General features: G+C 71.2%; 23 protein-coding genes and 1 pseudogene. 9 read left to right on the top strand and 15 right to left on the bottom strand.

Annotated elements, in window-relative coordinates; translation table 11 throughout:
* Positions 1 to 63: 63 nt before the first annotated feature.
* The 3 genes and pseudogenes from HUT10_RS32225 to HUT10_RS32215 all read left to right on the top strand — a co-directional run.
* Entirely contained in the window at positions 64 to 1,200 is a 1,137-nt protein-coding gene (locus HUT10_RS32225) for an acyl-CoA dehydrogenase family protein (RefSeq protein ID WP_176174632.1), read from the top strand.
* A 49-nt stretch (positions 1,201 to 1,249) separates the two neighbouring features.
* Complete coding sequence (locus tag HUT10_RS32220) at positions 1,250 to 1,789, top strand: Uma2 family endonuclease (protein ID WP_176174631.1); 540 nt, start codon at positions 1,250 to 1,252, stop codon at positions 1,787 to 1,789.
* Positions 1,790 to 1,887: 98 nt separating this feature from the next.
* Positions 1,888 to 2,112: pseudogene (locus HUT10_RS32215) on the top strand (Uma2 family endonuclease); the annotation flags it as partial.
* A gap of 48 nt (positions 2,113 to 2,160) precedes the next feature.
* On the opposite strand, the gene HUT10_RS32210 reads toward HUT10_RS32215, so the two are convergent.
* The 3 genes from HUT10_RS32210 to HUT10_RS32200 are packed head-to-tail and all read right to left on the bottom strand — an operon-like array spanning position 2,161 to position 4,759.
* Complete coding sequence (locus HUT10_RS32210) at positions 2,161 to 3,378, bottom strand: amidohydrolase (protein ID WP_176174630.1); 1,218 nt, start codon at positions 3,376 to 3,378, stop codon at positions 2,161 to 2,163.
* A 20-nt stretch (positions 3,379 to 3,398) separates the two neighbouring features.
* Positions 3,399 to 3,887 (bottom strand): GNAT family N-acetyltransferase, encoded by a 489-nt coding sequence (locus HUT10_RS32205; protein ID WP_176178123.1) that lies wholly within the window; start codon positions 3,885 to 3,887, stop codon positions 3,399 to 3,401.
* Positions 3,854 to 4,759, bottom strand: coding sequence for an aldose 1-epimerase family protein (locus HUT10_RS32200; protein WP_176174629.1), 906 nt, complete (start codon positions 4,757 to 4,759; stop codon positions 3,854 to 3,856). The genes HUT10_RS32205 and HUT10_RS32200 overlap by 34 nt, the downstream gene beginning before the upstream one ends.
* A 66-nt stretch (positions 4,760 to 4,825) precedes the next feature.
* Between HUT10_RS32200 and HUT10_RS32195 the strand changes: the two genes are divergently transcribed.
* The 3 genes from HUT10_RS32195 to HUT10_RS32185 are packed head-to-tail and all read left to right on the top strand — an operon-like array spanning position 4,826 to position 7,058.
* Complete coding sequence (locus HUT10_RS32195; RefSeq protein WP_176174628.1) at positions 4,826 to 5,404, top strand: TetR/AcrR family transcriptional regulator; 579 nt, start codon at positions 4,826 to 4,828, stop codon at positions 5,402 to 5,404.
* Positions 5,404 to 6,237, top strand: coding sequence for an MBL fold metallo-hydrolase (locus tag HUT10_RS32190; RefSeq protein WP_176174627.1), 834 nt, complete (start codon positions 5,404 to 5,406; stop codon positions 6,235 to 6,237). The genes HUT10_RS32195 and HUT10_RS32190 overlap by 1 nt, the downstream gene beginning before the upstream one ends.
* Positions 6,234 to 7,058: an MBL fold metallo-hydrolase gene (locus HUT10_RS32185; RefSeq protein ID WP_176174626.1), complete on the top strand. Its 825-nt coding sequence runs from the start codon at positions 6,234 to 6,236 to the stop codon at positions 7,056 to 7,058. The genes HUT10_RS32190 and HUT10_RS32185 overlap by 4 nt, the downstream gene beginning before the upstream one ends.
* A 164-nt stretch (positions 7,059 to 7,222) precedes the next feature.
* Here the strand turns inward: HUT10_RS32185 and HUT10_RS32180 are convergent, their stop codons facing one another.
* The 3 genes from HUT10_RS32180 to pdxH all read right to left on the bottom strand — a co-directional run bounded on the left by HUT10_RS32180 (position 7,223) and on the right by pdxH (position 9,857).
* Entirely contained in the window at positions 7,223 to 7,774 is a 552-nt protein-coding gene (locus HUT10_RS32180; protein ID WP_176174625.1) for a DUF3558 family protein, read from the bottom strand.
* Between the two features lie 13 nt (positions 7,775 to 7,787).
* Complete coding sequence (locus tag HUT10_RS32175; RefSeq protein WP_176178122.1) at positions 7,788 to 9,053, bottom strand: MFS transporter; 1,266 nt, start codon at positions 9,051 to 9,053, stop codon at positions 7,788 to 7,790.
* Between the two features lie 126 nt (positions 9,054 to 9,179).
* Positions 9,180 to 9,857, bottom strand: coding sequence for a pyridoxamine 5'-phosphate oxidase (gene pdxH / locus HUT10_RS32170; protein WP_176174624.1), 678 nt, complete (start codon positions 9,855 to 9,857; stop codon positions 9,180 to 9,182).
* Positions 9,858 to 10,088: 231 nt separating this feature from the next.
* Here pdxH and HUT10_RS32165 point away from each other — a divergent pair, with 231 nt between their 5' ends.
* Complete coding sequence (locus HUT10_RS32165; RefSeq protein WP_176174623.1) at positions 10,089 to 11,762, top strand: cytosine permease; 1,674 nt, start codon at positions 10,089 to 10,091, stop codon at positions 11,760 to 11,762.
* 47 nt (positions 11,763 to 11,809) lie between these two features.
* On the opposite strand, the gene HUT10_RS32160 is transcribed toward HUT10_RS32165, so the two are convergent.
* Positions 11,810 to 12,520: a TetR/AcrR family transcriptional regulator gene (locus tag HUT10_RS32160; RefSeq protein WP_176174622.1), complete on the bottom strand. Its 711-nt coding sequence runs from the start codon at positions 12,518 to 12,520 to the stop codon at positions 11,810 to 11,812.
* A 108-nt stretch (positions 12,521 to 12,628) separates the two neighbouring features.
* On the opposite strand from HUT10_RS32160, the gene HUT10_RS32155 reads away from it, so the two are divergent.
* Complete coding sequence (locus HUT10_RS32155; protein WP_176174621.1) at positions 12,629 to 13,729, top strand: lipase family protein; 1,101 nt, start codon at positions 12,629 to 12,631, stop codon at positions 13,727 to 13,729.
* 164 nt (positions 13,730 to 13,893) lie between these two features.
* On the opposite strand, the gene HUT10_RS32150 is transcribed toward HUT10_RS32155, so the two are convergent.
* Genes HUT10_RS32150 through HUT10_RS32125 form a run of 6 tightly spaced genes read right to left on the bottom strand, consistent with a single transcriptional unit; the run spans position 13,894 to position 18,256 of the window.
* A complete protein-coding gene (locus HUT10_RS32150) occupies positions 13,894 to 14,577 on the bottom strand; it encodes an urease accessory protein UreD (protein WP_176174620.1) in 684 nt (227 codons plus the stop codon).
* A complete protein-coding gene (ureG, locus tag HUT10_RS32145; protein WP_176174619.1) occupies positions 14,574 to 15,263 on the bottom strand; it encodes an urease accessory protein UreG in 690 nt (229 codons plus the stop codon). The genes HUT10_RS32150 and ureG overlap by 4 nt, the downstream gene beginning before the upstream one ends.
* Entirely contained in the window at positions 15,253 to 15,924 is a 672-nt protein-coding gene (locus HUT10_RS32140) for an urease accessory protein UreF (RefSeq protein WP_176174618.1), read from the bottom strand. Before HUT10_RS32140 ends, ureG begins: the two co-directional genes overlap by 11 nt.
* A complete protein-coding gene (locus HUT10_RS32135) occupies positions 15,924 to 17,639 on the bottom strand; it encodes an urease subunit alpha (protein WP_176174617.1) in 1,716 nt (571 codons plus the stop codon). Before HUT10_RS32135 ends, HUT10_RS32140 begins: the two co-directional genes overlap by 1 nt.
* Positions 17,640 to 17,945 carry an urease subunit beta gene (locus tag HUT10_RS32130; protein WP_086844441.1) on the bottom strand — a complete coding sequence of 102 codons (306 nt, stop codon included), beginning with the start codon at positions 17,943 to 17,945 and terminating at the stop codon, positions 17,640 to 17,642.
* 8 nt (positions 17,946 to 17,953) lie between these two features.
* On the bottom strand, positions 17,954 to 18,256 hold the full coding sequence (locus HUT10_RS32125; protein ID WP_020641633.1) for an urease subunit gamma: 303 nt from the start codon (positions 18,254 to 18,256) through the stop codon (positions 17,954 to 17,956).
* A 289-nt stretch (positions 18,257 to 18,545) separates the two neighbouring features.
* On the opposite strand from HUT10_RS32125, the gene HUT10_RS32120 reads away from it, so the two are divergent.
* The gene (locus HUT10_RS32120; RefSeq protein WP_176174616.1) at positions 18,546 to 19,694 is read left to right on the top strand and encodes a citrate synthase 2; all 1,149 of its coding nucleotides are present in this window, start codon (positions 18,546 to 18,548) and stop codon (positions 19,692 to 19,694) included.
* Positions 19,695 to 19,701: 7 nt separating this feature from the next.
* Here HUT10_RS32120 and HUT10_RS32115 read toward each other — a convergent pair whose 3' ends face one another.
* Both HUT10_RS32115 and HUT10_RS32110 read right to left on the bottom strand, forming a co-directional pair.
* The gene (locus HUT10_RS32115) at positions 19,702 to 20,304 is read right to left on the bottom strand and encodes a TetR/AcrR family transcriptional regulator (RefSeq protein WP_176178121.1); all 603 of its coding nucleotides are present in this window, start codon (positions 20,302 to 20,304) and stop codon (positions 19,702 to 19,704) included.
* Positions 20,305 to 20,318: 14 nt separating this feature from the next.
* Positions 20,319 to 22,013, bottom strand: a complete 1,695-nt coding sequence (locus HUT10_RS32110; RefSeq protein ID WP_176178120.1) for an SDR family oxidoreductase — start codon at positions 22,011 to 22,013, stop codon at positions 20,319 to 20,321.
* Positions 22,014 to 22,052: the final 39 nt, after the last annotated feature.

Here is a 22,052-nt window from a genome sequence, read left to right as displayed (position 1 = left end):
CTGCCGTACAGTACTCTGAACTAGCCCACAGTACTGTTTTCAGTACCGTTTTGGAGGACGACGATGCCCGCCGAACGCCTGCTGCCTTCCTCGGAGGCCGAGGACCTGGTCGCCTTGGCCACCGAGATCGCGCGCGACGAGCTTGCGCCCCGGGCAGCAGCGGCCGAAGAGGCCGAGCAGTTCCCGCGCGAGCAGTTCCGGCTGCTCGGCAAGTCCGGCCTGCTCGGCCTGCCCTACCGCGAGCGCTGGGGTGGCGGCGAGGTGCCGTACGAGGTCTACCTGCAGGTCCTGGAGGAGATCGCGACGGCGTGGATGACGGTCGGCGTCGGGCTGTCGGTGCACACGATGTCCTGCTACGGGCTGGCGGAGTACGGCACCGACGAGCAGCGCGACCGGTGGCTGCCGGACATGCTCGAAGGCTCGCTCCTAGGCGCGTACGCGCTGTCGGAGACGAACGCGGGTTCGGACGCGGCGGCGCTGTCGACTCGCGCCCGGCTCGACGGCTCGGACTACGTCGTCAACGGCACGAAGGCGTGGATCACGCACGCGGGCGTGGCGGACTTCTACACGACGATGGTCCGCACGGGTTCGGACGAAATCTCGTGTCTCCTGGTCGACTCGTCGACTCCGGGGCTCTCGGCCGCACCCCGCGAGCGGAAGATGGGCCTGACCGGCTCCCCGACGGCCCAGATGATCTTCGACGGCGCCCGCGTGCCCGCCGAGCGGCTACTGGGCGACCCGGGTGCCGGGCTCCGCATCGCGCTGTCGTCGCTGAGCTCGGGCCGGCTCGGGATCGCGGCGTGCGCGGTGGGCCTGGCGCAGGCGGCGCTGGACGAAGCGGTGGCGTACGCGAAGGGGCGCTCGCAGTTCGGCCGCCCGATCATCGACTTCCAGGGCGTGGAGTTCCTGCTGGCGGACATGGCGGCGGTGGTGGAGTCGTCCCGGGCCTGCTACCTGGACGCGGCCCGGCGCCGCGACCGCGGGATGCCGTTCCAGCGCCAGGCCTCGATCGCCAAGCTGGTGGCGACGGACGGCGCGATGAAGGTGACGACGGACGCGGTCCAGGTCCTCGGCGGTGCCGGGTACACGCGGGACTTCCCGGTGGAGCGGTACATGCGCGAGGCGAAGGTGCCGCAGATCTTCGAGGGGACGAACCAGATCCAGCGGGTGGTCATCGCGCGCGAGCTGAAGAAGGCGTAACCCGATCCAGCGACCCGTGTCGCGCCTCGGTGACGGCTAGCGTTGTCCCATGGCCCTGCTGACCATCGAGGAGTACGCGGCGCTCGACGGCACCGGTTTCACGGAGCTGGTGGAGGGCCGCGTGGTGCCTTCGCCCGGCTCCGGCCGCCGTCACGACTTGGCGGTCTGCCTGCTGGCGGGCGCTCTCGAGCGGCAGCTGCCGCGCGGGCTGGCGTTCGTCGTGGCCAGTGACCTGGATCTGGGGTTGTCTCCGGACGGCGGGCCCGGCTTCGCCCGCCGTCCGGACCTGCTGGTGATCGACCGGGCGGCGATCGGCCGCGGGGACCGGCTGTTCCGTGCGGAGGACGTGGTCCTGGTGGCCGAGGTGGTGGCACCGGGGTCCCGGCGGACGGATTACCGGGTGAAGCGGGACGAGTACGCCGATGCGGGGATTCCGCACTACTGGATCGTGGATCTCGGCGAGCCGGTGTCGCTGGTCGCCTGCCGGGGTGGCGGGTCGGGGTACGTCGACGCGCCGGCGGTCACCGGTGTCTTCGTTTCCGATGTGCCGTTCCCGGTGCGGTTGGATCTCGATGCCTTGGTCTCCTGAAGCTCACCAGGTCGAGGTAAAGGTGTCACACGCTTGGTACGGATAGCGTTGTTTCCGGACCGGACGACCAGCGGTCCGGGGAGGCACGATGGCCGTAGATGGTCGTGCCGGATTCGAAGCGCACGGATTACCGGGTGAAGCGGGACGAGTACGCCGACGCGGGGATTCCGCACTACTGGATCGTGGATCTCGGCGAGCCGGTGTCGCTGGTCGCCTGCCGGGGCGGCGGGTCGGGGTACGTCGACGCGCCGGCGGTCAGCGGGACCTTCACCACCGATGTCCCGTTCCCGGTCAAGATCGACCTCGACACCCTCCTCGACTGATCGGGCAGCACGCCGGAACCGCCCGGTCACCGGCGTGCCGCCCGAAGCTCAGCGGGTCTCCCGGTACCGGCGGTCCTTCGACACGCCCTCGCCCGTCGACTCGTCGAAGTGGTACACCTCATCGCCGCGGATGAACACGCGCAGGGCTCGGTTCATCACGTCCAGCGGGTCGCCCGACCACAGCACCACGTCGGCGTCCAACCCCGGCGTGAGCGCACCGATCTGCTCGTCCAGCCCCAGCATCGACGCCGGGTTGACGGTCAGCGAACGCAGCGCCGTCGCCGGGTCGAGGCCGTCCTTCACCGCGAGGGCCGCCTGGTAGACCAGGAAGTTGATCGGGATCACCGGGTGGTCCGTCGTGATCGCGATCTTCACCCCGGCCCGCGCCAGGATGCCCGCCGACCGGAGGGTGCGGTTACGCACCTCCACCTTGGACTTCGTGGTGAACAGCGGCCCCAGGATCACCGGCACCTCGCGCGAAGCCAGCAGGTCCGCGATCAGGTGCCCCTCGGTGCCGTGGTTGATCACCAGCTTGTAGCCGAACTCGTCGGCCAGCCGGATCGCCGTCACGATGTCGTCCGCGCGGTGGACGTGCTGGTCCCAGTACAGCTCGCCCTCGAGGACCTTCGACAGCGTCTCGAGCGTCAGGTCCACCTCGTGCGGCTTGCCTTCGGACTCCGCGTGCGCGCGCTTCGCCTGGTAGTTGCGCGCCTTGGTGAACGCCTCGCGCAGGATCGCCGCGACACCCAGCCGCGTCGAGGGTGTCTGCTTCTTGTCGCCGTACACGCGCTTCGGGTTCTCGCCGAGCGCGCTCTTGACGCTGACGTGCTCCGCGAACGTCATGTCGAGGATGCTGCGGCCCCAGGTCTTGACGCCGATCGTCTGGCCGCCGATCGGGTTGCCGGACCCGGGCTTGATGACGACGCTCGTCACGCCGCCCGCCAGCGCGTCGTCGAAGCCGGACTCGTACGGGTCGATGCCGTCTATCGCGCGGAAGCGGGCGCCGTTCGGGTCGGTCATCTCGTTGGTGTCGTTGCCGGCCCAGCCTTCGCCCTCCTCGTGGACGCCGAGGTGGGCGTGGGCGTCGATGAAGCCGGGCAGCACCCAGGTGCCCGCCGCGTCGACCAGTTCGGCATCCTCCGGGATGTCGACGTCGGCCTCGGTACCGACCGCGACGATCTTGCCGCCGTCGATCAGGACCGTGCCGCCCTCGATGGGTTCACCGTCGATGGGGACGACGTAGCCCCCGACAATTGCCTTCGCCATAGTTCGCCACGCTAACGAACTCACCCGGGGTCGCGCACGCGGGTCTTCTCCAAGTGCACCAGCTCGTGGTTGTTCTCGGGCGTCCGGTGCGTCTCCCGGTACCCGTGCTTGGCGTACAGCCGCAGCGGCACCACGCTGTTCGAGCCGGTGAAGAGCCGGAACAGCGTCACCTCCGGCGGGGCCGCCGACTCGGCGAACCGCAGCAGCGACCCACCCAGCCCGCACCCCTGCCGGTCCGGCGCGACGACCAGGCGGCCGATCACCGCGACCGGCCCGGTCACCGTCAGCCGCACCGAGGCCACCAGGCGACCGGACTCGCGCACGCCCCACGAAAGCCCGGCCAGGGCCGCCCGCGTTTCGTCGAGCGTCTCCAGCAACGGCGGCAGGTCGAGGTCGCCGTGTGCCCGGGCCTCGGTGACGTACGCGGCCCGTTGCAGCGTCAGGACTTCGCCCGCGTCGGCGGGACCCAGCCGGATCACCGGACGCGGATGCCCCAGCTGCCCGACCAGGACGCCGACGGCGCCAGCTCGATCAGGTCGGTGCCCGTGTTGAGCGCGTCCGCCGGGCAGGTCATCGGCTCGATCGCCACCGCGCGGCCGCGGCCGACCAGGTCGTCCGGGGTGAACACCTGGGCCCAGTGGAAGTCGGGGCCGGTCCAGACCAGCAGTTCCCGGCCGTCGTGGCTGAGCACGATGTGGTGCGTGCCGTCCGCGGCCGCCGCGAGGCCGCCGAACGCCGTGTCCAGGTTGACGCCGGCCAGCACGCGGCCGGCGCGGAAGTCGTACTCCGTGCCTTCGACGTCCTGCTCCTCGGCGTACGGCATCTGCTCGTCGGGCAAGGACGGCCGGACGCGGCTCGCGGGCAGCGTGAGCGTCAGCTCGTCGGTCGGGACGTCGCCGATCCGGAAGTACGGGTGCGTGCCGACGCCGACGCCGATCGGCTGCTCGCCTTCGTTGCGGATCTCGTGGGTGACGGTCAGCTCGCGCGGCGAGACCTCGTACGTCACAGTCGCGCGCAGGGGTACCGGCCAGCCGGGCTGCACGGCGACGTCGACGGCCAGGGTGATCGACGACTCGGCGTGCTCCAGCAGCTCCCACTCGAGGTGGCGGGTCAGGCCGTGGATGGCGTTGCCGCGCGCCTCCTCGGTGATCTCCAGCTGCTGCTTCTCCCCCTGGAACGTCCACTGGCCCGCCTTGGTCCGGTTCGGCCAGGGCAGCAGCACCTGCCCGGCGCCCATCGGCGGCTTCGCGTCTTCGGGGAACTCCTCGACGTACGGCACGCCGCCGACTTCGAACGCGCGCAGCCCGGCACCGATTTCGGTGACGACGGCGCGCGCGTTGCCGCGGGTGATCTCGAACTGCTGACCGGTCGGGTTGCCCATGCGCACGACCTTACCGATCCACGAAGTCACTAGACCGGTCGTCATAGTTTGCGCTACGGTCAGGTCATGGTTCGCCGCACCGACACGCGGCAGCGGATGCTCGACACCGCCGCCGACCTGTTCCAGACCCAGGGCTACCACGCCACCGGCCTCACCCAGCTGACGACGGCGGGCGGCGCGCCCAAGGGGTCGCTCTACTTCCACTTCCCCGGCGGCAAGGAACAGCTCGCCGCCGAGGCCGTCCGGCTTTCCAGCGAGCGCACCGGCGCGCTCTTCGACGCCATCCTCCGCGACGCCCCCGATCCCGCGACCGGGATCGACCGCGCGATCGACGCGCTCGCTGGCGTCCTCACCGAGTCGGACTTCCAGCGGGGCTGTCCACTCGCGACAGTCGCACTGGACGCGGCCCCGGCGAGCGAACCCATCCGGCGGGCCTGCACGGACGGCTACGAGTCCTGGCACGTCGTCCTCGGCGATTACCTGGCCGGGCAAGGGCTTTCCGCCGGCCGGGCCGACGAACTCGCCACCATCGTGCTCGCCGCGATCGAAGGCGGGCTGCTGCTGGCCCGCACCCGCCGCGACCTCGCGCCGCTGCGCGCCGTCGCGACCCACCTGCACGCCACCCTCGAACGGGAGTTGTCCTGATGCGCGTCCACCACCTGAACTGCGGCACCATGCGCCCACTCGGCGGCAAGCTGATCGACGGCAGGCCGGGCCTGTTCCGGCGCGCCACCATGGTCTGCCACTGCCTGCTGCTGGAGACGGACACCGGCCTGGTGCTCGTCGAGACCGGCATGGGCACGCCGGCCGCGGTCGACCGGACCGCCTGGCTGGGCGCGGGTTTCGTCCGCCAGTCCAACCCGGTGCCCGACCCGGCGCAGACGGCGATCGCGCAGGTCCGCGCGCTCGGCTTCGACCCGGCCGACGTCCGCGACATCGTGCTGACCCACCTCGACCTCGACCACGCCGGCGGGCTCATCGACTTCCCGTGGGCGCGCGTGCACGTCTACGCCGAGGAGCTGCGGGCGTTCACCGACCCGCGCGACGACGGCGAGCGCGGCCGGTACCGCCGGATCCAGTTCGCCCATGGTCCACAGTGGACGTCCTATGCGGACACCGGCGAGCCCTGGTTCGGCTTCGACGCGGTCCGCTCGCTCGACGGGCTGCCCGAGGAGATCCTGCTGGTCCCGCTGTCCGGGCACACGCGCGGCCACGCCGGGGTCGCCGTCGACACCGGGCACGGCTGGCTGCTCAACGCGGGTGACTCGTACTTCTTCCACGGTCAGGTCGCCGCGACCCCGCACTGCCCGCCCGGGCTGAAGTGGTTCGAGGGCCACATGGAGACGGTCGAGGGTGCCCGGCTGGACAATCACCGCCGCCTGCGCCAGCTTGTTCAGGAGCACGGCGCGGAGGTCACCGTCTTCGCCGCGCACGACGAGACCGAATTCCTCCGGCTGAGCACCAGGAGCAGCGTATGAAGGTGCACCACCTGAACTGCGGATCGATGCACCCGGTGGGTGGCAAACTGCTCGACGGCGAGCCCGGCCTGCTGCGGCGGTCGTCGCTGGTCGCGCACTGCCTGCTGATCGAGACCGGCGACAGCCTGGTGCTGGTCGACACCGGGTTCGGCCGCCAGGGCGTGACGCGGCCCGGCGAGTGGCTGGGCCGCCCGTTCCTGGCGCTGGTCGGCGCGAAGCCGGCCGCGGCGGAGACGGCGGTGGCCCAGATCGAGGCACTCGGCCTCGACCCGGCCGACGTCCGGCACATCGTGGCGACCCACCTCGACGTCGACCACGCGGGCGGCCTGGCCGACTTCCCCAACGCGGTGGTCCACGTCCGCGCCGAGGAGCACCGCGCGGCGACGTCCCCGGCGAACGCGGCGGAGAAGAACCGCTACCGCGCGGCCCAGTTCGCGCACCGCCCGCTGTGGAGCACGTACGACGAGACGGGCGAGCCGTGGTTCGGCTTCGAGGCGGTCCGGTCGCTGAAGGGCCTGCCGGAGGAGATCCTCCTGGTCCCGCTGACGGGCCACACCCGGGGCCACACGGGCGTGGCGGTCGACACGGGCAACGGCTGGCTCCTGCACGCCGGCGACGCGTACTTCTTCCACGGCCAGCTGGACCCGGTGGCCCCGCACTGCCCGCCGGGCCTGACGGCGTTCCAGAACATCGTCCAGACGCTGAGGGGGCCGAGGCTGGAGAACCTGGCGAGGCTGCACGAGCTGGCGCGGACGCACCAGGACGAGGTCACGGTGTTCTCGGCGCACAGCCCGGTCGAGCTGGCGGCACTGCGCCGGTGATCCGGGAACCGGATGATCTCCGCCCCATCGAACCTCCGGCCGAACGGGAGGTTCGATGGTGGCGCAGATCCGCGGCTCGATCTCTCCGGCGTTGTCCTGCGGCACCAGAACGAAGCCGGCCTCGACCAGGTCGCCTTCGACGGCAGCTCGTCGGCTGGGCCTGATCAGCCGGCCGCGAGGGCCTGCTTGACCAGCGGCGCCAGCTGCTCCGGCGTCAGCTTCGCCGGGCCCGTGTAGTTGACCAGCACCGGCGTGCCCGCCACCAGTTCGGCCGCGGCGAGGGTCGCCGTCTTCTGCTCGTCGACGTAGTAGACGGCGCCGTCCGGGAAACCCGGGACGTCCTTCGAGCCCGGCTTCGCCTTCTTGATCGACGCGACCATCTCGGCCGGCTTGCCCTTCTTGCCCTCGTAGCGCGTCACCGCGAGCGCGCCCGCGGCCTTGCCGTCGTGCTGGTACTCGCAGCTGCGTGCCTTGCCGCCGTTGGCCGCGTTGTCCTGGACCGGGCCCGGCACCGCCGTGAGGTTGTCGAGGAACAGCGCCTTGGAGACGGCCTCCGCGGGCAGCAGCTTGCACGGGTCGAGCGACGCCGCGGCGGCGTTCGTGCTCGGGGCCGGCTTGGGCGCGGCGGACGACGAAGGGGCCTTCGACGGCTCGTCTCCGGAGGAGCAGGCAGTCAACGCGGCGAAAGCGACAAAAGCGACAACAAGGGTACGCATGCCCGCACCCTACCTATGCCGTCGGCGCCCGGTATCGCCAGAAGGCCGGGAGCACGAACATCGACGCGCAGACGAGCACGATGACCAGCAGCCCGCCGACGCTCGCGGCGGCCGTCGTGCCGAAGGCGGCGGCACCCCAGCCGTGGGTGAGGTCGGCGATCCGCGGCCCGCCGGCGACGACGACCGTGAAGACGCCCTGGAGCCGGCCGCGCATCTCGTCGGTGGTCGCGACCTGCAGGATCGCCATCCGGTAGACGGCGCTGACCATGTCCGCGGCGCCGGCCAGCGCCATGAAGACGACGGCGAGCCACAGGGAGTGCGCGAGCCCGAACGCGGCCACCGCGGCACCCCACGCGCAGATCGCCACGACGACCGCGACGCCCTGGCGGTGGATGCGCGTCAGCCAGCCGGAGAAGAGCCCGATCAGCATCGCCCCGGCGGGCAGGGCGGCGTAGAGCCAGCCGAGGGCCGGGCCGCCGCCGGGTGGGTCGCCGAAGGTGCGCTCGGCCATCTCCGGGATCAGCGCGCGCGGCATCCCGAAGACCATGGCGATGATGTCGGCGACGAAGGAGGCGAGCAGGATCTTCTGCCCGGCGAGGTACCGGAAGCCGTCGACGACGTCCCGCACCCCGGCGCGCCGCGAGGGGCCGTTGAGCGGCGGGATGGACGGCAGCCGCCAGACGGCGACGAGCGTGATCGTCAGGGCGATGACGTCGATGAGGTAGAGGGTGGAGAGGCCGAGGACGGGGATCAGCGCCCCGGCGAGCAGCGGCCCGAAGACGGCGCCGAAGGTGGCCATGGTCGAGCTGAGCGCGTTCGCGGCGGGCAGCAGCTCGGGCGGCACGAGCCGGGCGACGACGGCACCGCGCGTCGGCATGTTGATCGCGAAGAGCGCTTGGTTGACGGCGAGCAGGCCGAGCACGAGCCAGACGGAGCCGAAGTTCGCGAAGGCCTGCAGCCAGAGCAGCGCGGAGGTGACGGCGACGAGCACGTTGGTGACGACGAGCAGCTTCCGCCGGTCGACGGCATCGGCGACGGCGCCGCCCCAGAGCCCGAAGACGAGCAGCGGAACGAGGGCGACGAGCCCGGTGAGGCCGACCCAGGCGGAGGACCCGGTGAGGTCGAAGACCTGCTTGGGCACGGCGACGGCGGTGAGCTGGGTGCCGACGGAGGTGACCACAGTGGACAGCCACAGCCGCCGGAAGGCCGGGATCTTCAGCGGCCGGGTGTCCACGATGATGCGGCCGAGGAGCTTGCGTACACCCGAGCGGGGCGGCATCGTCCCCGGTTCACCAGTCACGACAGATCAGCTTAGCCGGGCTAAGTATCTCCGGTCGCGTGATTTTCCTCGCCCCGGTGAGTGGTTCCCGGTGTTGCGCGAGACGCAACACCGGGACCGGGAAACTCAGGGAGCCACGCGCTCGATGTGCCACCCGTCGTCGTTCCGCACGTACCGCAGCCGGTCGTGCATCCGGTCCTCGCGGCCCTGCCAGAACTCCACCAGGTCCGGCCGGATGCGCCAGCCGCCCCAGTGCGGGGGTGCCGGGATCCTCTCCACGTCCGCGAAACGCCTCTCGATGCCGTGCAACGCGTTGTCCAGCGCGCGCCGGCCGTCGACCACCCGTGACTGCGGGGATGCCCACGCGCCCAGCTGGGAACCGCGCGGGCGCTGGGCCCAGTACTCCGCCGTCTCCTTGACGCCGACCTTCTCGACCTCGCCGCGGACGTGGACCTGGCGGTGCAGCGGGTACCAGGGGAACGTCACCGACGCGTACCGCGTCGCCGTCAGGTCGTGGCTCTTCGACGACGTGTAGTTCGTGTAGAACACCACGCCGCGCTCGTCGAGGCCCTTGCACAGCACCGTCCGGGACGACGGGCGGCCTTCGGCGTCGGCCGTCGCGAGGACCATGGCGTTCGGCTCCGCGATGCCCGCCGCGACCGCCTGGTTCAGCCAGCCCTGCAGCTGATCGGTCCAGGTGGCGGCGAGCGCGGTTTCGTCGAACGCCGCGCCGTCGTAGGCCACGCGCATTCCGGGAAGGCGTACTACTGCGTCTTCCACCTGGTCCTCGATCTCCGGCATCATCGCCAAACCTCCACGCCCGGCCGGGGGCATCAGTCGACTTCGGCTCTAGGCACGTTAAGGGTTCGCGACCGGCAGCGGAACCCACCTAACGGTGACACCCGACACCCATTCCCCGCCATCCAGCCGTAACCGCAGGACAACAAGCCGTAACCGCCGCGTTACCCGCCGGACCAGGATCGATACAGGACCCGCCTACCTTCGGCCCGTTCCCCACCACCCCCGGAGGCAGGCATGACCGAGACCCTGTCCAGCGCAGAAAAGAGCATCCCGCCGAAACGCCGATACGCCCCGCTCGCGGCGAACGAAAACCGCGAGGACTACTCCCTCCGCTTCGCCGCACATTCGTTCCGGAAATGGTCCCCCTTCGTGGTCGCGACGACGGCGCTGGGCGGCATCGCCTACCTCGCCGACTTCGCGATCGGCGCCAGCATCGTCCTCTCCTACGGCTTCACCTCCGGCGTCCTGGCGATCCTCGCCGCGGCCGTCGTCATCTTCGTGACCGGCGTGCCCATCGCGGCCGCCTGCGCGAAGTCCGGAGTGGACATGGACCTGCTGACCCGCGGAGCCGGCTTCGGCTACTTCGGGTCGACGCTGACGTCGCTCGTCTACGCCAGCTTCACCGTCATCTTCTTCTCGCTCGAAGGCTCGATCATGGGCCAGGCCTTCGAGCTCGCCCTCGGCATCCCGCTGCCGATCGGCTACCTGCTCGCGACGCTCATCGTGCTCCCCTTCGCGCTCTACGGCATGGGCGCGGTCGCGAAGATGCAGACCTGGACGCAGCCGCTGTGGATCGCCGGCCTGGTGCTGCCCTTCGTCGTCGTGCTGGTCCGGGAGCCCGGGAAGTTCGCGGAATTCACCCACTTCGGGGGTACGGAAGGGGCCGGCGCCGGGTTCTCCGCCATCGGGTTCGGCTTCGGCATGGGTGTCGCGCTGTCGCTGATCGGGCAGATCGGCGAGCAGGCCGACTACCTGCGGTTCATGCCGGAGAAGACGGCGGAGAACAAGCGGTCGTGGTGGGCCGCCGTCCTCGCCGCCGGCCCCGGCTGGGTGATCCTGGGCGCCGCGAAGCAGATCGGTGGCGCGCTGCTGGCGTTCCTCGCCCTCGGCGTCGTCGGGAAGTCGCACGCGCTCGAGCCGATCGCGCCCTACCTCGAGGCGGTCAAACCCGCGCTCGGGCCGGTCGCGCTGACGTTCGCCGCGCTGTTCGTCGTCGTCTCGCAGATCAAGATCAACACGACGAACGCCTACTCCGGCTCGCTGTCGTTCGCGAACTTCTTCTCCCGCGTGCTGCACAAGCACCCCGGCCGGGTCTGGTACGTGCTGGTCAACTGCGGGATCGCGCTCGCGCTGATGGAGTTCGGGGCGTTCGGCTTCCTGAACAAGATCCTCGGCTTCTACTCGAACGTGGCCATCGCGTGGATCGGCGCGGTCTGCGCCGACCTGGTGATCGCCAAGCCGCTGGGCCTGTCCCCGCGCTACATCGAGTTCAAGCGGGCCTACCTGCACAAGATCAACCCGGTCGGGTTCGGCTCGATGATGGTCGCGTCGGCGGTGTCGATCGCGGCGTACTTCGGCGCGTTCGGGCAGTTCCTGGCCGCGTTCAGCCCGCTGCTCGCGCTGGTCATCGCGGTCGTGCTGGTGCCGGTGCTGGCCCTCGCCACGAAGGGCAAGTACTACCTGGCGCGGGAGAACACCGTCGCCGGGCCGGAGTCCGACGTCGACTTGCTGGCGACGTACACCTGCTCGGTCTGCGGTGACCCGTACGAACTGCCCGACGTCGCCGACTGCGCGAAGCAGAACGGCCCGATCTGCTCGCTGTGCTGCACGCTCGACAACACCTGTCACGACATGTGCCAGGACTCCGGCCCGGTCGCGCTCGGCCTGCCGACGGTCCGCACCACGTGATGTCCGTGAGGGCCCTTTCCCGCCAGTCCGCTGCCGGGAAAGGGCCCTCACGTGAGCCGGCGTCCCCCCGGTTCCCCCTCCCGGCTCGACTGTTCCACGCCGGAGGCGGCACCCGGGTTGCCCGGGATTCCCAAGATCTTTCCCGGCCGCATGATGGCCGCCAGCATCAGCGCGCGCAGCTCGGCGCCGACGTCCTCCACGGGTAGCGGCGGCTCGTGCGCCTGCCACTCGCGCAACAGCCCGGTGGCCGCGCCGACCAGTGCGATCGCCGTCAGCCGGTAGTCGCGGTCGGGTGCGACACCGTGCGCGGCCGCGCGCCGCGCCTCCGTCTCGATGAAGGTCGCCCAGCGGTCGACCCACACCTGGTGCTGCTCCTCCAGCTCCGCGCTGACGCCGACGGCTTCGACGTAGTTGAGCCGCGGCAGCCGCGGGTCGACGGTGACCGTGTCGATGAAGACGTCGAGCAGCGTGGCGATGCGGGTCATCGCGTCGGCCTCGGCGACCTTGTCGAGCGCGGCGGTGACGTGCTCCAGCGCGAGGCTGTTGATCCGGTCGTGGAGGGTGCGCAGCACGTCCTCCTTGCCGCTGAACTCCTCGTAGAAGTTCCGCGTCGAGACGCCGGCGCGGGCGCACACCTCGGTGATCTTCGTCTGCCTAAAGCCGGTGGTGGTGAACAGCTCGAGACCGGCCGTGAGCAGCCGCTCGCGGCGGTCGGCGCGACGTTGTTCGGGTGCGACGCCGCCGTACGTGCGAGCCAACGGTTGTGTCCTCCTTCTGAGGGATTGCCGGATCCTACCGGGCTGGTTAAGTTGTGAAAATCTCGATTACCACAGTGTGCCGATCAAAACGAACAGCCGGAGGCAATGATGCTTCGTCGGTTAGTGGTCGCCGTCGCGCTCCTTTTCGTGACAGCCGCCCCCTCCGCACACGCGGATCCGGGCGTCCTCCTGGAACAGCGGCCGACGACGGTGTTCGTCGGCCCGTTCCCCGCCCCCGTCAAGGCCTGGCACCTGCTGTACCGCTCGACGTCGGCGACCGGCGAGCCGAACGCCGTCTCCGGCACGCTGCTGGTGCCGCCGACGCCGTGGCTGCGCGGCGGGCCGCGGCCGCTGGTCACGTACGCGGTCGGCACGCACGGCCTCGGCGACCAGTGCGCACCCTCGAACCTGCTGGCCCACGGCATCGAGAACGAAAGCGCGCTGCTGGCGCAGGCGCTGACGCAGGGCTGGGCGGTCGTCGTCACGGACTACGAAGGGCTCGGCACGCCGGGCACGCACACGTACGCGGTCGGGCAGTCCGAAGGCCGCGCGGTGCTCGACGCGGCGCGCGCCGCCGCGCGGGTGACCGGCGCGGGACTGTCGCCGTCCGGCCCGGTGGGCGTGTTCGGCTACTCGCAGGGCGGCCAGGCCGCGGCGTGGGCCGCCGAGCTGCAGGCGACGTACGCACCTTCGCTGAACGTGGTCGGCGTGGCGGCGGGCGGGGTCCCGGCGGACCTGAACGCGGTGTTCGCGGCCAACGACGGCGGCGCGGCGTTCGGCCTGGTCCTCGGCGCGGCCACCGGCCTCGCGGCGGCGTACCCGGACGTGCCGTTCGCGTCGATCCTGAACGACCGCGGACGCGAGGCGGTGGCCCGGGTGTCGAAGGCGTGCACGGTGGAACTGGGCGCGGCGGCGCCGTTCGCGCACCTGCAGGACTTCGTGACGGTGCCGGACCCGATCCACGACCCGCGCTGGCAGGCCCGGCTGGCGGAGAACCACCTGGGCACGACCGCGCCGAAGCCGCCGGTGTACCTGTACCACGGAACGCTGGACGAGCTGATCCCGTTCAGCGTCGGAACGGCGTTGCGCGACCGCTGGAAGTCGCTCGGCGCCAAGGTGACGTGGCAGGAGTTCCCGCTGCTGGAGCACATCGCCGGGGTGTCGATCGGCGGCCCGGCGGCGATGACCTGGCTGGGCACGAAGTTCTGAGGGTTCCGCTCGCCGGGGAGGACGCAGGGGGTCCTCCCCGGCGAGCGGCACGGATGGGGATGAATGAGATCGCCCGGAACCGCGTCGCCCGAAACGGTCGGTGGCCACCGGTAGCGTGGAAAACGGGGGCTGCTCAGGTCAGCCGCCGGCCGCGGCCAGGCCCTTCAGGGCCGTGACGGCGTCCGGCGCAAGAGAAGTGGTGAGGGTGCCGCCCGCAGCGAGGGGGCTGCGGGACCACCACTCACCCGACGCCGCCGGCAGCTCCGGGCCACCCACCACGAGATCCGTGGCCAGCACCCGCCGCCCCGCCAGCACCGCCAGGCTCCCGTCCAAGCCCGCATCCCCCACCGAAAGCGTCTGCCGCACCACCGGCACGGAACCCCGCGTGACGGACAGCGAAGTCGACAGCGAACCGGGCGTTTCCCCGGCCCGCCCAGCACCAGCACCTCCCGCGTGTGCAGGTACGCATCCGACGCCACCGAAGCCCGGAACACCGCGTTGTGCCGCGCCCGCGCGGTGACCACGGTCGGTTCCGGCAGGTACTCCAGCGACCCACCCGGCTCCACCACGACGTCCACAGTGGACAACGACGACTCGCCGTGCAGACCCGGCAAAGCCAGCGTCGCCGCAACGCCGGAGAGCCGCAGCGACGCACCCGGGCCGACGTGGACCGACAGCAGCAGGTCGTCCCCGCCCAGCGGCGAGGTCGCCGAGTTGACCAGGTGCACCACCGCCGTCGAGCCGGACCGCCGGCGCGGGAACAGCGTCAGCGGCGCCATCGAACGCAGCTCGCGCAGCACCGTGCGCGAGCCGTCGAAGCACGCCGTCAGCCGCGCGTGGGCCTTCACAGCAGGGAACGGACCCAGCCCGCGACCGCCGGCGCGTCCGGGGTGTCCACCAGGGACTGGGTGATCACCGGCAGCTCGCCGCGCATCCGGTGCGCGTCCGAGGTCATCACCTCCATGTCCGCGTTGACCAGGTGGGCGATGTCGATCTTGTTGATCACCAGCAGGTCCGCCGTGGTGACACCGGGGCCGCCCTTGCGCGGCACCTTGTCGCCGCCCGCGACGTCGACCACGAAGATCTGGCTGTCGGCCAGGCCGCGGCTGAACACCGCGGTCAGGTTGTCGCCGCCGCTCTCGATGATCACCAGGTCGAGACCGGGGAACTTCTCCTCCAGCCGCTCGACCGCGTCGAGGTTCGCCGTGATGTCGTCGCGGATCGCCGTGTGCGGGCACGCTCCCGTTTGGACCGCTTCGATCCGCTCCGGGTCCAGCACGCCGGCGCGACGCAGGAAGTCCGCGTCCTCGGTCGTGTAGATGTCGTTCGTGACGACGGCGAGGTTGATCTCGTCGCCCAGGGCGCGGCACAGCGCCGCGGTCAGCGCCGTCTTGCCGGACCCGACCGGGCCGCCGATGCCGATCCGGTAGGCGCGGCCCGCGGTGGGTGCCGCGTCGTAGTGGTCCGGCTCGCTGGCCGTCGGGTCGAAGCTGACCGGGTGGAAGTGACCGTGACCGTGGCCTTCAGCTGGCAAAGAGACGCACCTCTTCCTGGTGGTGCCGGGCGTGGGCCTCGGCGAACAGATCCAACCCCGGCGAACCGGGTGACGGCAGCGTCGCCGGGTCGTCTCCCGCGACTTCGGCCGCGGCCGAACAGACGGAAGCGAGATCCAGCCGCGCCACCACGGCGTTGACGGCGAAGGGATCCAGCCCCAGCAGCCGCACGGCCGCACTCGCCGGCCCGCTGACCGCCAGGTAGGCGACGGCCATCGCCGCGTCGTACGGCGACCCGCCCGCGACGCCGACCAGAGCACCCAGCACGATCGGGTGGTGGGGCCGCGGGGTCTCGGCCAGCAACGCGTCCAGGACCGGAGACGGCCACGCGATCCGCCCGGCCCGCGCGGTCCCGCGCCCCTGCGCCCGGGACGCTTCCCGCTGCGCGAGCGACGGAGTGCGCGCGTCCAGCTCACTGTCCAAAAGCGACCAGTTCCCCTGCGCGACGGCCGCATGCGCGGAGGCCGCGGCGAACACCGCAGCCAGATAGCCCGCCGTCCGCAACCGTCCGGAAAGGAATCCCGGGAGATCGCGCACGGAAGTCACCAGCTTCCGCGAGACGACCTCCTCCAACCCGCCACTGTGGACGTGCCCGCCGCCGGGGAAGCGGGAGTCCGCGAGGATCAGTGCCGAAAGGTCCATCAGAACAAGAAGTATCGCTGGGTCATCGGCAGTTCGGCCACCGGCTGCGGTTCGATCAGCTCGCCGTCGACGTGCACCGCGAAGCTGTCCGGCTCGACGCGCACGTCCGGTGTGGTGTCGTTGAGCACCATGTCCGCCTTGGTCCGCGCGCGCATGTTCGACACCGCGACCAGCGGCCGGGTGATGCCGAACTGCTCGCGCAGTCCACTGTCCAAAGCGGACGGCGCGACGAAGTGCAGGCTCAGCGCCGCCCCGATGTTCGCCCCGAACATCGGGCGCGCCATGACCGGCTGCGGCGTCGGGATGGACGCGTTCGCGTCGCCCATCGCCGCCCACGCCGGGAAGCCGCCCTTCAGCACCACGTGCGGGCGGACACCGAAGAACTTCGGCTCCCACAGCACCAGGTCGGCGAGCTTGCCGACCTCGACCGAGCCGATCTCGGTCTCCATGCCGTGCGCGATGGCCGGGTTGATCGTGTACTTGGCGACATAGCGGCGGGCACGCAGGTTGTCGGCCGCGCCGTCGCCCGGCAGCGCGCCGCGGCGGCGTTTCATCACGTGCGCGGTCTGCCACGTCCGGATGATCACCTCGCCGATCCGGCCCATCGCCTGCGAGTCCGAGCTCATCATCGAGATCGCGCCCATGTCGTGCAGCACGTCTTCGGCGGCGATCGTGGTCGGCCGGATCCGGCTCTCGGCGAAGGCGAGGTCCTCGGGCACCGACGGGTTGAGGTGGTGGCAGACCACCAGCATGTCGAGGTGCTCGTCGAGCGTGTTCACCGTGTGCGGCCGCGTCGGGTTGGTCGACGACGGCAAAACGTTCGGCAGCGAGACGACCTGGATGATGTCCGGCGCGTGGCCGCCGCCGGCGCCTTCGGTGTGGTAGGCGTTGATCGAACGGCCACCGATGGCGTCCACAGTGGATTCGAGGAACCCGGCTTCGTTCAGTGTGTCCGTGTGGATGGCCACCTGGACACCGGCTTCGTCGGCGACGGTCAGGCACGCGTCGATCGCGGCCGGGGTGGTGCCCCAGTCCTCGTGCAGCTTGAACCCGCCCGCACCCGCGGCCAGTTGTTCGCGCAGCGCCTCGTGCCGGACGGTGTTACCCTTGCCCAGCAGCAGCACGTTGATCGGGTAACCGTCCATGGCGGACAGCATCCGGCCGAGGTTCCACGCGCCGGGCGTGACGGTGGTGGCCTTGGTGCCCTCGTTGGGCCCGGTACCACCACCGACCAAAGTGGTCAGTCCGGCGGCCAGGGCCGTGTCGACGAGCTGCGGGCAGATGAAGTGGACGTGGCAGTCGATGCCGCCGGCGGTGAGGATCTTGCCGTTGCCGGACAGCACCTCCGTCGACGGCCCGATCACCAGGGCGGGGTCGACACCGTCCATCGTGTCCGGGTTGCCCGCCTTGCCGATGCCGACGATCCGGCCGTCGCGCACGCCGACGTCGGCCTTGACGATCCCCCAGTGGTCGAGGATCACCGCGCCGGTGATGATCAGGTCCGGCGTGCCCTCGGCCCGGGTCGCCGTGGCCTGGCCCATGGACTCGCGGATGACCTTGCCGCCGCCGAAGAGCACCTCGTCGCCGGCGCCGCCGGGACCCATCGAGCGGTCCTCGGTGACCTCGATCAGCAGGTCGGTGTCGGCGAGCCGGATCCGGTCGCCGGTGGTCGGGCCGAACAGCTCGGCGTAGCGCTCACGGTCGATCTGCGGCACTCAAAACTCCCCTGCGAACTCGGATCGGAGTCCGGGCACCCGGCGGGCGCCGGCCAGCGGCACCAGGTCGACCTCGCGTTCGACGCCCGGCTCGAACCGCACCGACGTGCCCGCCGGGACGTCGAGCCGGTGGCCGCGGGCAGCGTCCCGGTCGAACTCGAGGCCGGGGTTCACGGCCGCGAAGTGGTAGTGCGAGCCGACCTGCACCGGCCGGTCGCCGAGGTTCCGCACCAGGAGCCGGACGCGCGCGCGGCCGGGGTTCAGCTCGACCGGCTCGTCGCCGGGGATGATCTCGCCAGGGCGCATACCGCTCCTCACACGATCGGGTCATGCACGGTGACGAGCTTCGTGCCGTCCGGGAAAGTGGCCTCGACCTGCACCGAGTCGACCATCTCCGGCACGCCGTCGAGCACCTGCGCCCGGGAGAGCACGGTCCGGCCGCTGGCCACCAGCTCGCTGACCGTGCGGCCGTCGCGGGCGCCTTCGAGGACGTGGTCGGTGATCAGCGCGACCGCCTCGGGGTAGTTGAGCCGGACACCGCGGTCCAGCCGCTTCCGCGCGACGTCGGCCGCCACGTGGATGAGCAGCTTGTCGCGCTCCTGCGGGCTGAGGTGCATGCGCTAGGTCTATCACCCGAAACCGCGGAGCGCCTGGTTCGGAAACACAGGATTTACCTGGGCTTCGTCACACTGAGTGGTGAAAATTCTCCTGCCTGGCCCGACGTGTGACTGAATCGTTCTCGTAATCGTGACCGAAACCACCGCTTCTTTCGATTGCCAGTGGCCGGTCAAGAGAGCAAGGTCTATCCATCCGTGCGATGTGGCGCGCGTTCTGTGCGCTCTGTCCACCCGCGCGACCAGCAGCAACCAGCCGGGGAAAAAGCGCACCGAAAGGTCCCGCGAAACAGTGACTACCTCCACGATCAGCAAGCCTCAGCCGTCCGGCCAACCCGACGACGGCTTCCGACCGGGTCTGGAAGGCGTCGTCGCCTTCCACACCGAAATCGCCGAACCCGACCGGGACGGCGGTGCCCTTCGCTACCGCGGCGTCGACATCGAGGACCTCGCCGGCAAGGTGACCTTCGGCGACGTCTGGGGCCTCCTCGTGGACGGCCGGTTCGGTCACGGCCTCCCGCCCGCCGAGCCGTTCCCGCTGCCGGTGCACACCGGTGACGTCCGGGTGGACGTCCAGGCCGCGCTGGCCATGCTCGCCCCGATCTGGGGCTACCGCCCGCTGCTCGACATCACCGACGAAGAGGCCCGCGAGCAGCTGGCCCGCGCCTCGGTGATGGCGCTGTCCTACGTGGCCCAGTCCGCGCGCGGCATCGGCCAGCCCGCGGTGCCGCAGACCCGCGTCGACGAGGCCCACTCGATCACCGAGCGGTTCCTGATCCGCTGGCGCGGCGAGCCGGACCCGGCGCACGTCAAGGCCCTGGACGCCTACTGGGTGTCGGCCGCTGAGCACGGCCTCAACGCCTCGACCTTCACCGCCCGCGTCATCGCCTCCACCGGCGCGGACGTCGCGGCGGCCATGTCCGGCGCCATCGGCGCGATGTCGGGCCCGCTGCACGGCGGCGCCCCGGCGCGCGTGCTGCCGATGATCGAAGAGGTCGAGCGCACCGGCGACCCGGCGGGCCTGGTCAAGGGCATCCTCGACCGCAAGGAACGGCTGATGGGCTTCGGCCACCGCGTCTACCGGGCCGAGGACCCGCGGGCGCGCGTGCTGCGCCGCACCTGCCAGGAGCTCGGCGCGACCCGCTACGAGGCGGCCGCCGCGCTGGAGCAGGCCGCGCTGAAGGAGCTGCGCGAGCGGCGCCCGGATCACCCGATCGAGACCAACGTCGAGTTCTGGGCCGCGGTCATCCTGGACTTCGCGCAGGTCCCGCCGCACATGATGCCCGCGATGTTCAGCTCGGCCCGCACCGCCGGCTGGGCCGCGCACATCCTGGAGCAGAAGCGCACCGGACGTCTCGTGCGGCCGTCGGCCAAGTACGTCGGCCCGGCGCCGCGCAGCCCCGAGGACGTCGAGGGCTGGGAGCTCGTCACCAAGCACTGACGCTTTCTCACCTGCCGGCCGGTGCCTCCGCGGCGCCGGCCGGTTCGTGTTCCGCGGTGGCGCCGAGCATGGCCGTGAGCTGGTCGACGAGCCACGTGTCCAGAGATTCGCGCGGGACCGTGCGTTCCTGCAGCCAGCTCAGCAGCGCACCTTCGACGACCGCCGTCCAGCAGCGGAGGGTCAGCGACAGCAGCGGTGAGGGATCGGTGACGCCGAGGGCGTCCAGGATCAGGGCCACCGCGCGGTTGCGGACCTCGTCGATGGCCGCGTCCGTCTCCGAGGTCGCGATCACCGAACCGGTGCGCAGCAGGGCGATGTACCCCGCGCGGTAGTGGTCGGCGACGTCGATCAGGCCGCGGACGGCCGCGCGCAGCCGCACCTCCGGCGGGCCCTCTTCGAGCCCGGCCAGTCCGTCGATCAGCCCGTCGGTGACCGTGCGCAGCGCCTGCACCTGCAGCTCGCGCAGGTTGGCGAAGTACCGGTAGAACAGCGGCCGCGACACCTCGGCGCGGGCGACGATGTCGTCCACGGTGACCAGCTCCGGCGCCCGGGAGCCGAACAGGTCGAGCGCGGCGCGGATCAGGTCGTCGCGGCGGGCCTGCGGCGACATCCGCCGCGGCCGGCTCACGGCGTCAGGTCCAGCTTCGCGGCCGTGCGCAGCAGGCCGGGCGTCAGTCGCGAAAGGACCAGCGCGGCCTTCGCCTCCGGGGTGGACGGCGCGATCGCGATGTCCTTTTCCACGGCGCGCAGGATGTCGCGCGCGACCCCCTCGGGGCCGAACCCGCGTCGCGCGTAGAGCTTCGAACTCGACAGCTGCCGCCTTCGCTGTTCCTCTTCGGACACCCCGACGAACGTCGTCGTGTTCGTGATGTTGGTCTTGACGATCCCCGGGCAGACCGCGGTGACGCCGATGTGGTGCGCGGCCAGCTCGGCCCGCAGGCAGACGCTCAGCGTCAGCACGGCGGACTTCGTCGTGGCGTAGGCGGAAAGGATCTTCGACGGCAGGTACGCGGCCGCCGAGGCGAGGTTGACGATCTGGCCGCCTTCGGCGCGCTCGGCGAGCATCGGCGCGAACGCGCGGCAGCCGTGGATCACGCCCCAGAGGTTGACGTCGATGACGCGTTCCCAGTCCGCGGCCGAGGTGTCGAGGAACGGGCCGGACATCCCGATGCCCGCGTTGTTGACCACGATGTCCGGGACGCCGTGGTTCTCCCGCACGTCCTGGGCGAAGCGGTGCACGGCGCCGCCGTCCGAAGAGTCCACTGTGTACGCACCGAGGCCGTGGTCGCCCAGGAGCTTCGAGGTCTCGGTGGCCGCGGCGGCGTCGACGTCGGTGATGACGACGTCGGCACCCTCGGCGGCGAAGGCGAGCGCGGTCGCCCGGCCGATGCCGCTGCCCGCTCCGGTGACCACGACGAGCTTGTGCGCGAACGGCCCGGCGTCGGGGCGGGCCCGGCGCAGCGCCCGGCTTTCGGTGCCGGTCTCGGCGTATTCGATCAGCTCGGCGGCCGCGGCGGCGACCACCTCCGGCCGCGCCCTGGTCACCCAGTGCGTCCCGACGATTCGCCGGATCCGCAGGTCGGGCACCCAGCGGGCGACCTCGGTCTGCAGCGGCGGGGTGACGTAGGCGTCGCCGGTCGGGGCCAGCACCTGCACCGGGACGTCGGCGGGCCGGGGCGCGGGCCGCGAAAGCCGGGTGAACATGTTGGCCCGGTAGAGCTGGAGACCGTGCAGGCCGTCGGACTTCTCCGGCGGTGCCGCGTCCGGCTCCATCCGCTGGATCTGCTTGCCCAGCAGGCCGGTGCGCCAGAGCAGGTCCGGGATGAGCGGAATCTGGAACGCCAGGATGTACCACGAGTGCAGGAACTGGCTCAGCGCGTTCTTGAGCCGCTTCGGCGTCGGACGCCGCAACTGGGCGCGGAACCACGCACCGGCGTGGTCGAGGCTCGGGCCGGAGATCGACGTGTAGGAGGCGATCCGCCCGCGCAGCCCGTCCCCGGTGACGGCGTGCCAGGTCTGGATCGAACCCCAGTCGTGGGCGACCAGGTGCACCTTGCCGGTGGGCTGCACTGCCTCGACGACCGCGCGGAGGTCGTCGGCCAGCTGGTCCAGCCGGTAGGACGCGCGTCCTGACGGCTTGTCCGACTGTCCGGCCCCGCGGACGTCGTAGGTGACGACGCGGTGTTTCGCGGCCAGCCCGGCGGCCACCCCGCCCCACATCGAGCTGTTGTCCGGGTAGCCGTGCACGAGCACGACCGTGGGCCCGTCACTCCGGCCGTTGACGGTCACGGAGAGGCGGACACCGTCGCTGGCGGTCACCCACTTGTGAGACATTCCGTCATGTTAGACAACTTGTCA

This window comes from Amycolatopsis sp. Hca4 (assembly GCF_013364075.1).
Classification (GTDB): domain Bacteria; phylum Actinomycetota; class Actinomycetes; order Mycobacteriales; family Pseudonocardiaceae; genus Amycolatopsis.
The sequence above is the reverse complement of the archived record's forward strand: the minus strand, read 5'-3'. Positions and strand labels throughout refer to the sequence as shown.

Excerpts from the sequence above, each read along its gene's own strand:
- HUT10_RS32225 (WP_176174632.1), top strand. The coding sequence starts at position 64 with ATGCCCGCCGAACGCCTGCTGCCTTCCTCGGAGGCCGAGGACCTGGTC.
- HUT10_RS32220 (WP_176174631.1), top strand. The coding sequence starts at position 1,250 with ATGGCCCTGCTGACCATCGAGGAGTACGCGGCGCTCGACGGCACCGGT.
- HUT10_RS32210 (WP_176174630.1), bottom strand. The coding sequence starts at position 3,378 with ATGGCGAAGGCAATTGTCGGGGGCTACGTCGTCCCCATCGACGGTGAA.
- HUT10_RS32200 (WP_176174629.1), bottom strand. The coding sequence starts at position 4,759 with ATGGGCAACCCGACCGGTCAGCAGTTCGAGATCACCCGCGGCAACGCG.
- HUT10_RS32195 (WP_176174628.1), top strand. The coding sequence starts at position 4,826 with ATGGTTCGCCGCACCGACACGCGGCAGCGGATGCTCGACACCGCCGCC.
- HUT10_RS32190 (WP_176174627.1), top strand. The coding sequence starts at position 5,404 with ATGCGCGTCCACCACCTGAACTGCGGCACCATGCGCCCACTCGGCGGC.
- HUT10_RS32185 (WP_176174626.1), top strand. The coding sequence starts at position 6,234 with ATGAAGGTGCACCACCTGAACTGCGGATCGATGCACCCGGTGGGTGGC.
- HUT10_RS32180 (WP_176174625.1), bottom strand. The coding sequence starts at position 7,774 with ATGCGTACCCTTGTTGTCGCTTTTGTCGCTTTCGCCGCGTTGACTGCC.
- HUT10_RS32175 (WP_176178122.1), bottom strand. The coding sequence starts at position 9,053 with ATGCCGCCCCGCTCGGGTGTACGCAAGCTCCTCGGCCGCATCATCGTG.
- pdxH (WP_176174624.1), bottom strand. The coding sequence starts at position 9,857 with ATGATGCCGGAGATCGAGGACCAGGTGGAAGACGCAGTAGTACGCCTT.
- HUT10_RS32165 (WP_176174623.1), top strand. The coding sequence starts at position 10,089 with ATGACCGAGACCCTGTCCAGCGCAGAAAAGAGCATCCCGCCGAAACGC.
- HUT10_RS32155 (WP_176174621.1), top strand. The coding sequence starts at position 12,629 with ATGCTTCGTCGGTTAGTGGTCGCCGTCGCGCTCCTTTTCGTGACAGCC.
- HUT10_RS32140 (WP_176174618.1), bottom strand. The coding sequence starts at position 15,924 with ATGGACCTTTCGGCACTGATCCTCGCGGACTCCCGCTTCCCCGGCGGC.
- HUT10_RS32130 (WP_086844441.1), bottom strand. The coding sequence starts at position 17,945 with ATGCGCCCTGGCGAGATCATCCCCGGCGACGAGCCGGTCGAGCTGAAC.
- HUT10_RS32125 (WP_020641633.1), bottom strand. The coding sequence starts at position 18,256 with ATGCACCTCAGCCCGCAGGAGCGCGACAAGCTGCTCATCCACGTGGCG.
- HUT10_RS32115 (WP_176178121.1), bottom strand. The coding sequence starts at position 20,304 with ATGTCGCCGCAGGCCCGCCGCGACGACCTGATCCGCGCCGCGCTCGAC.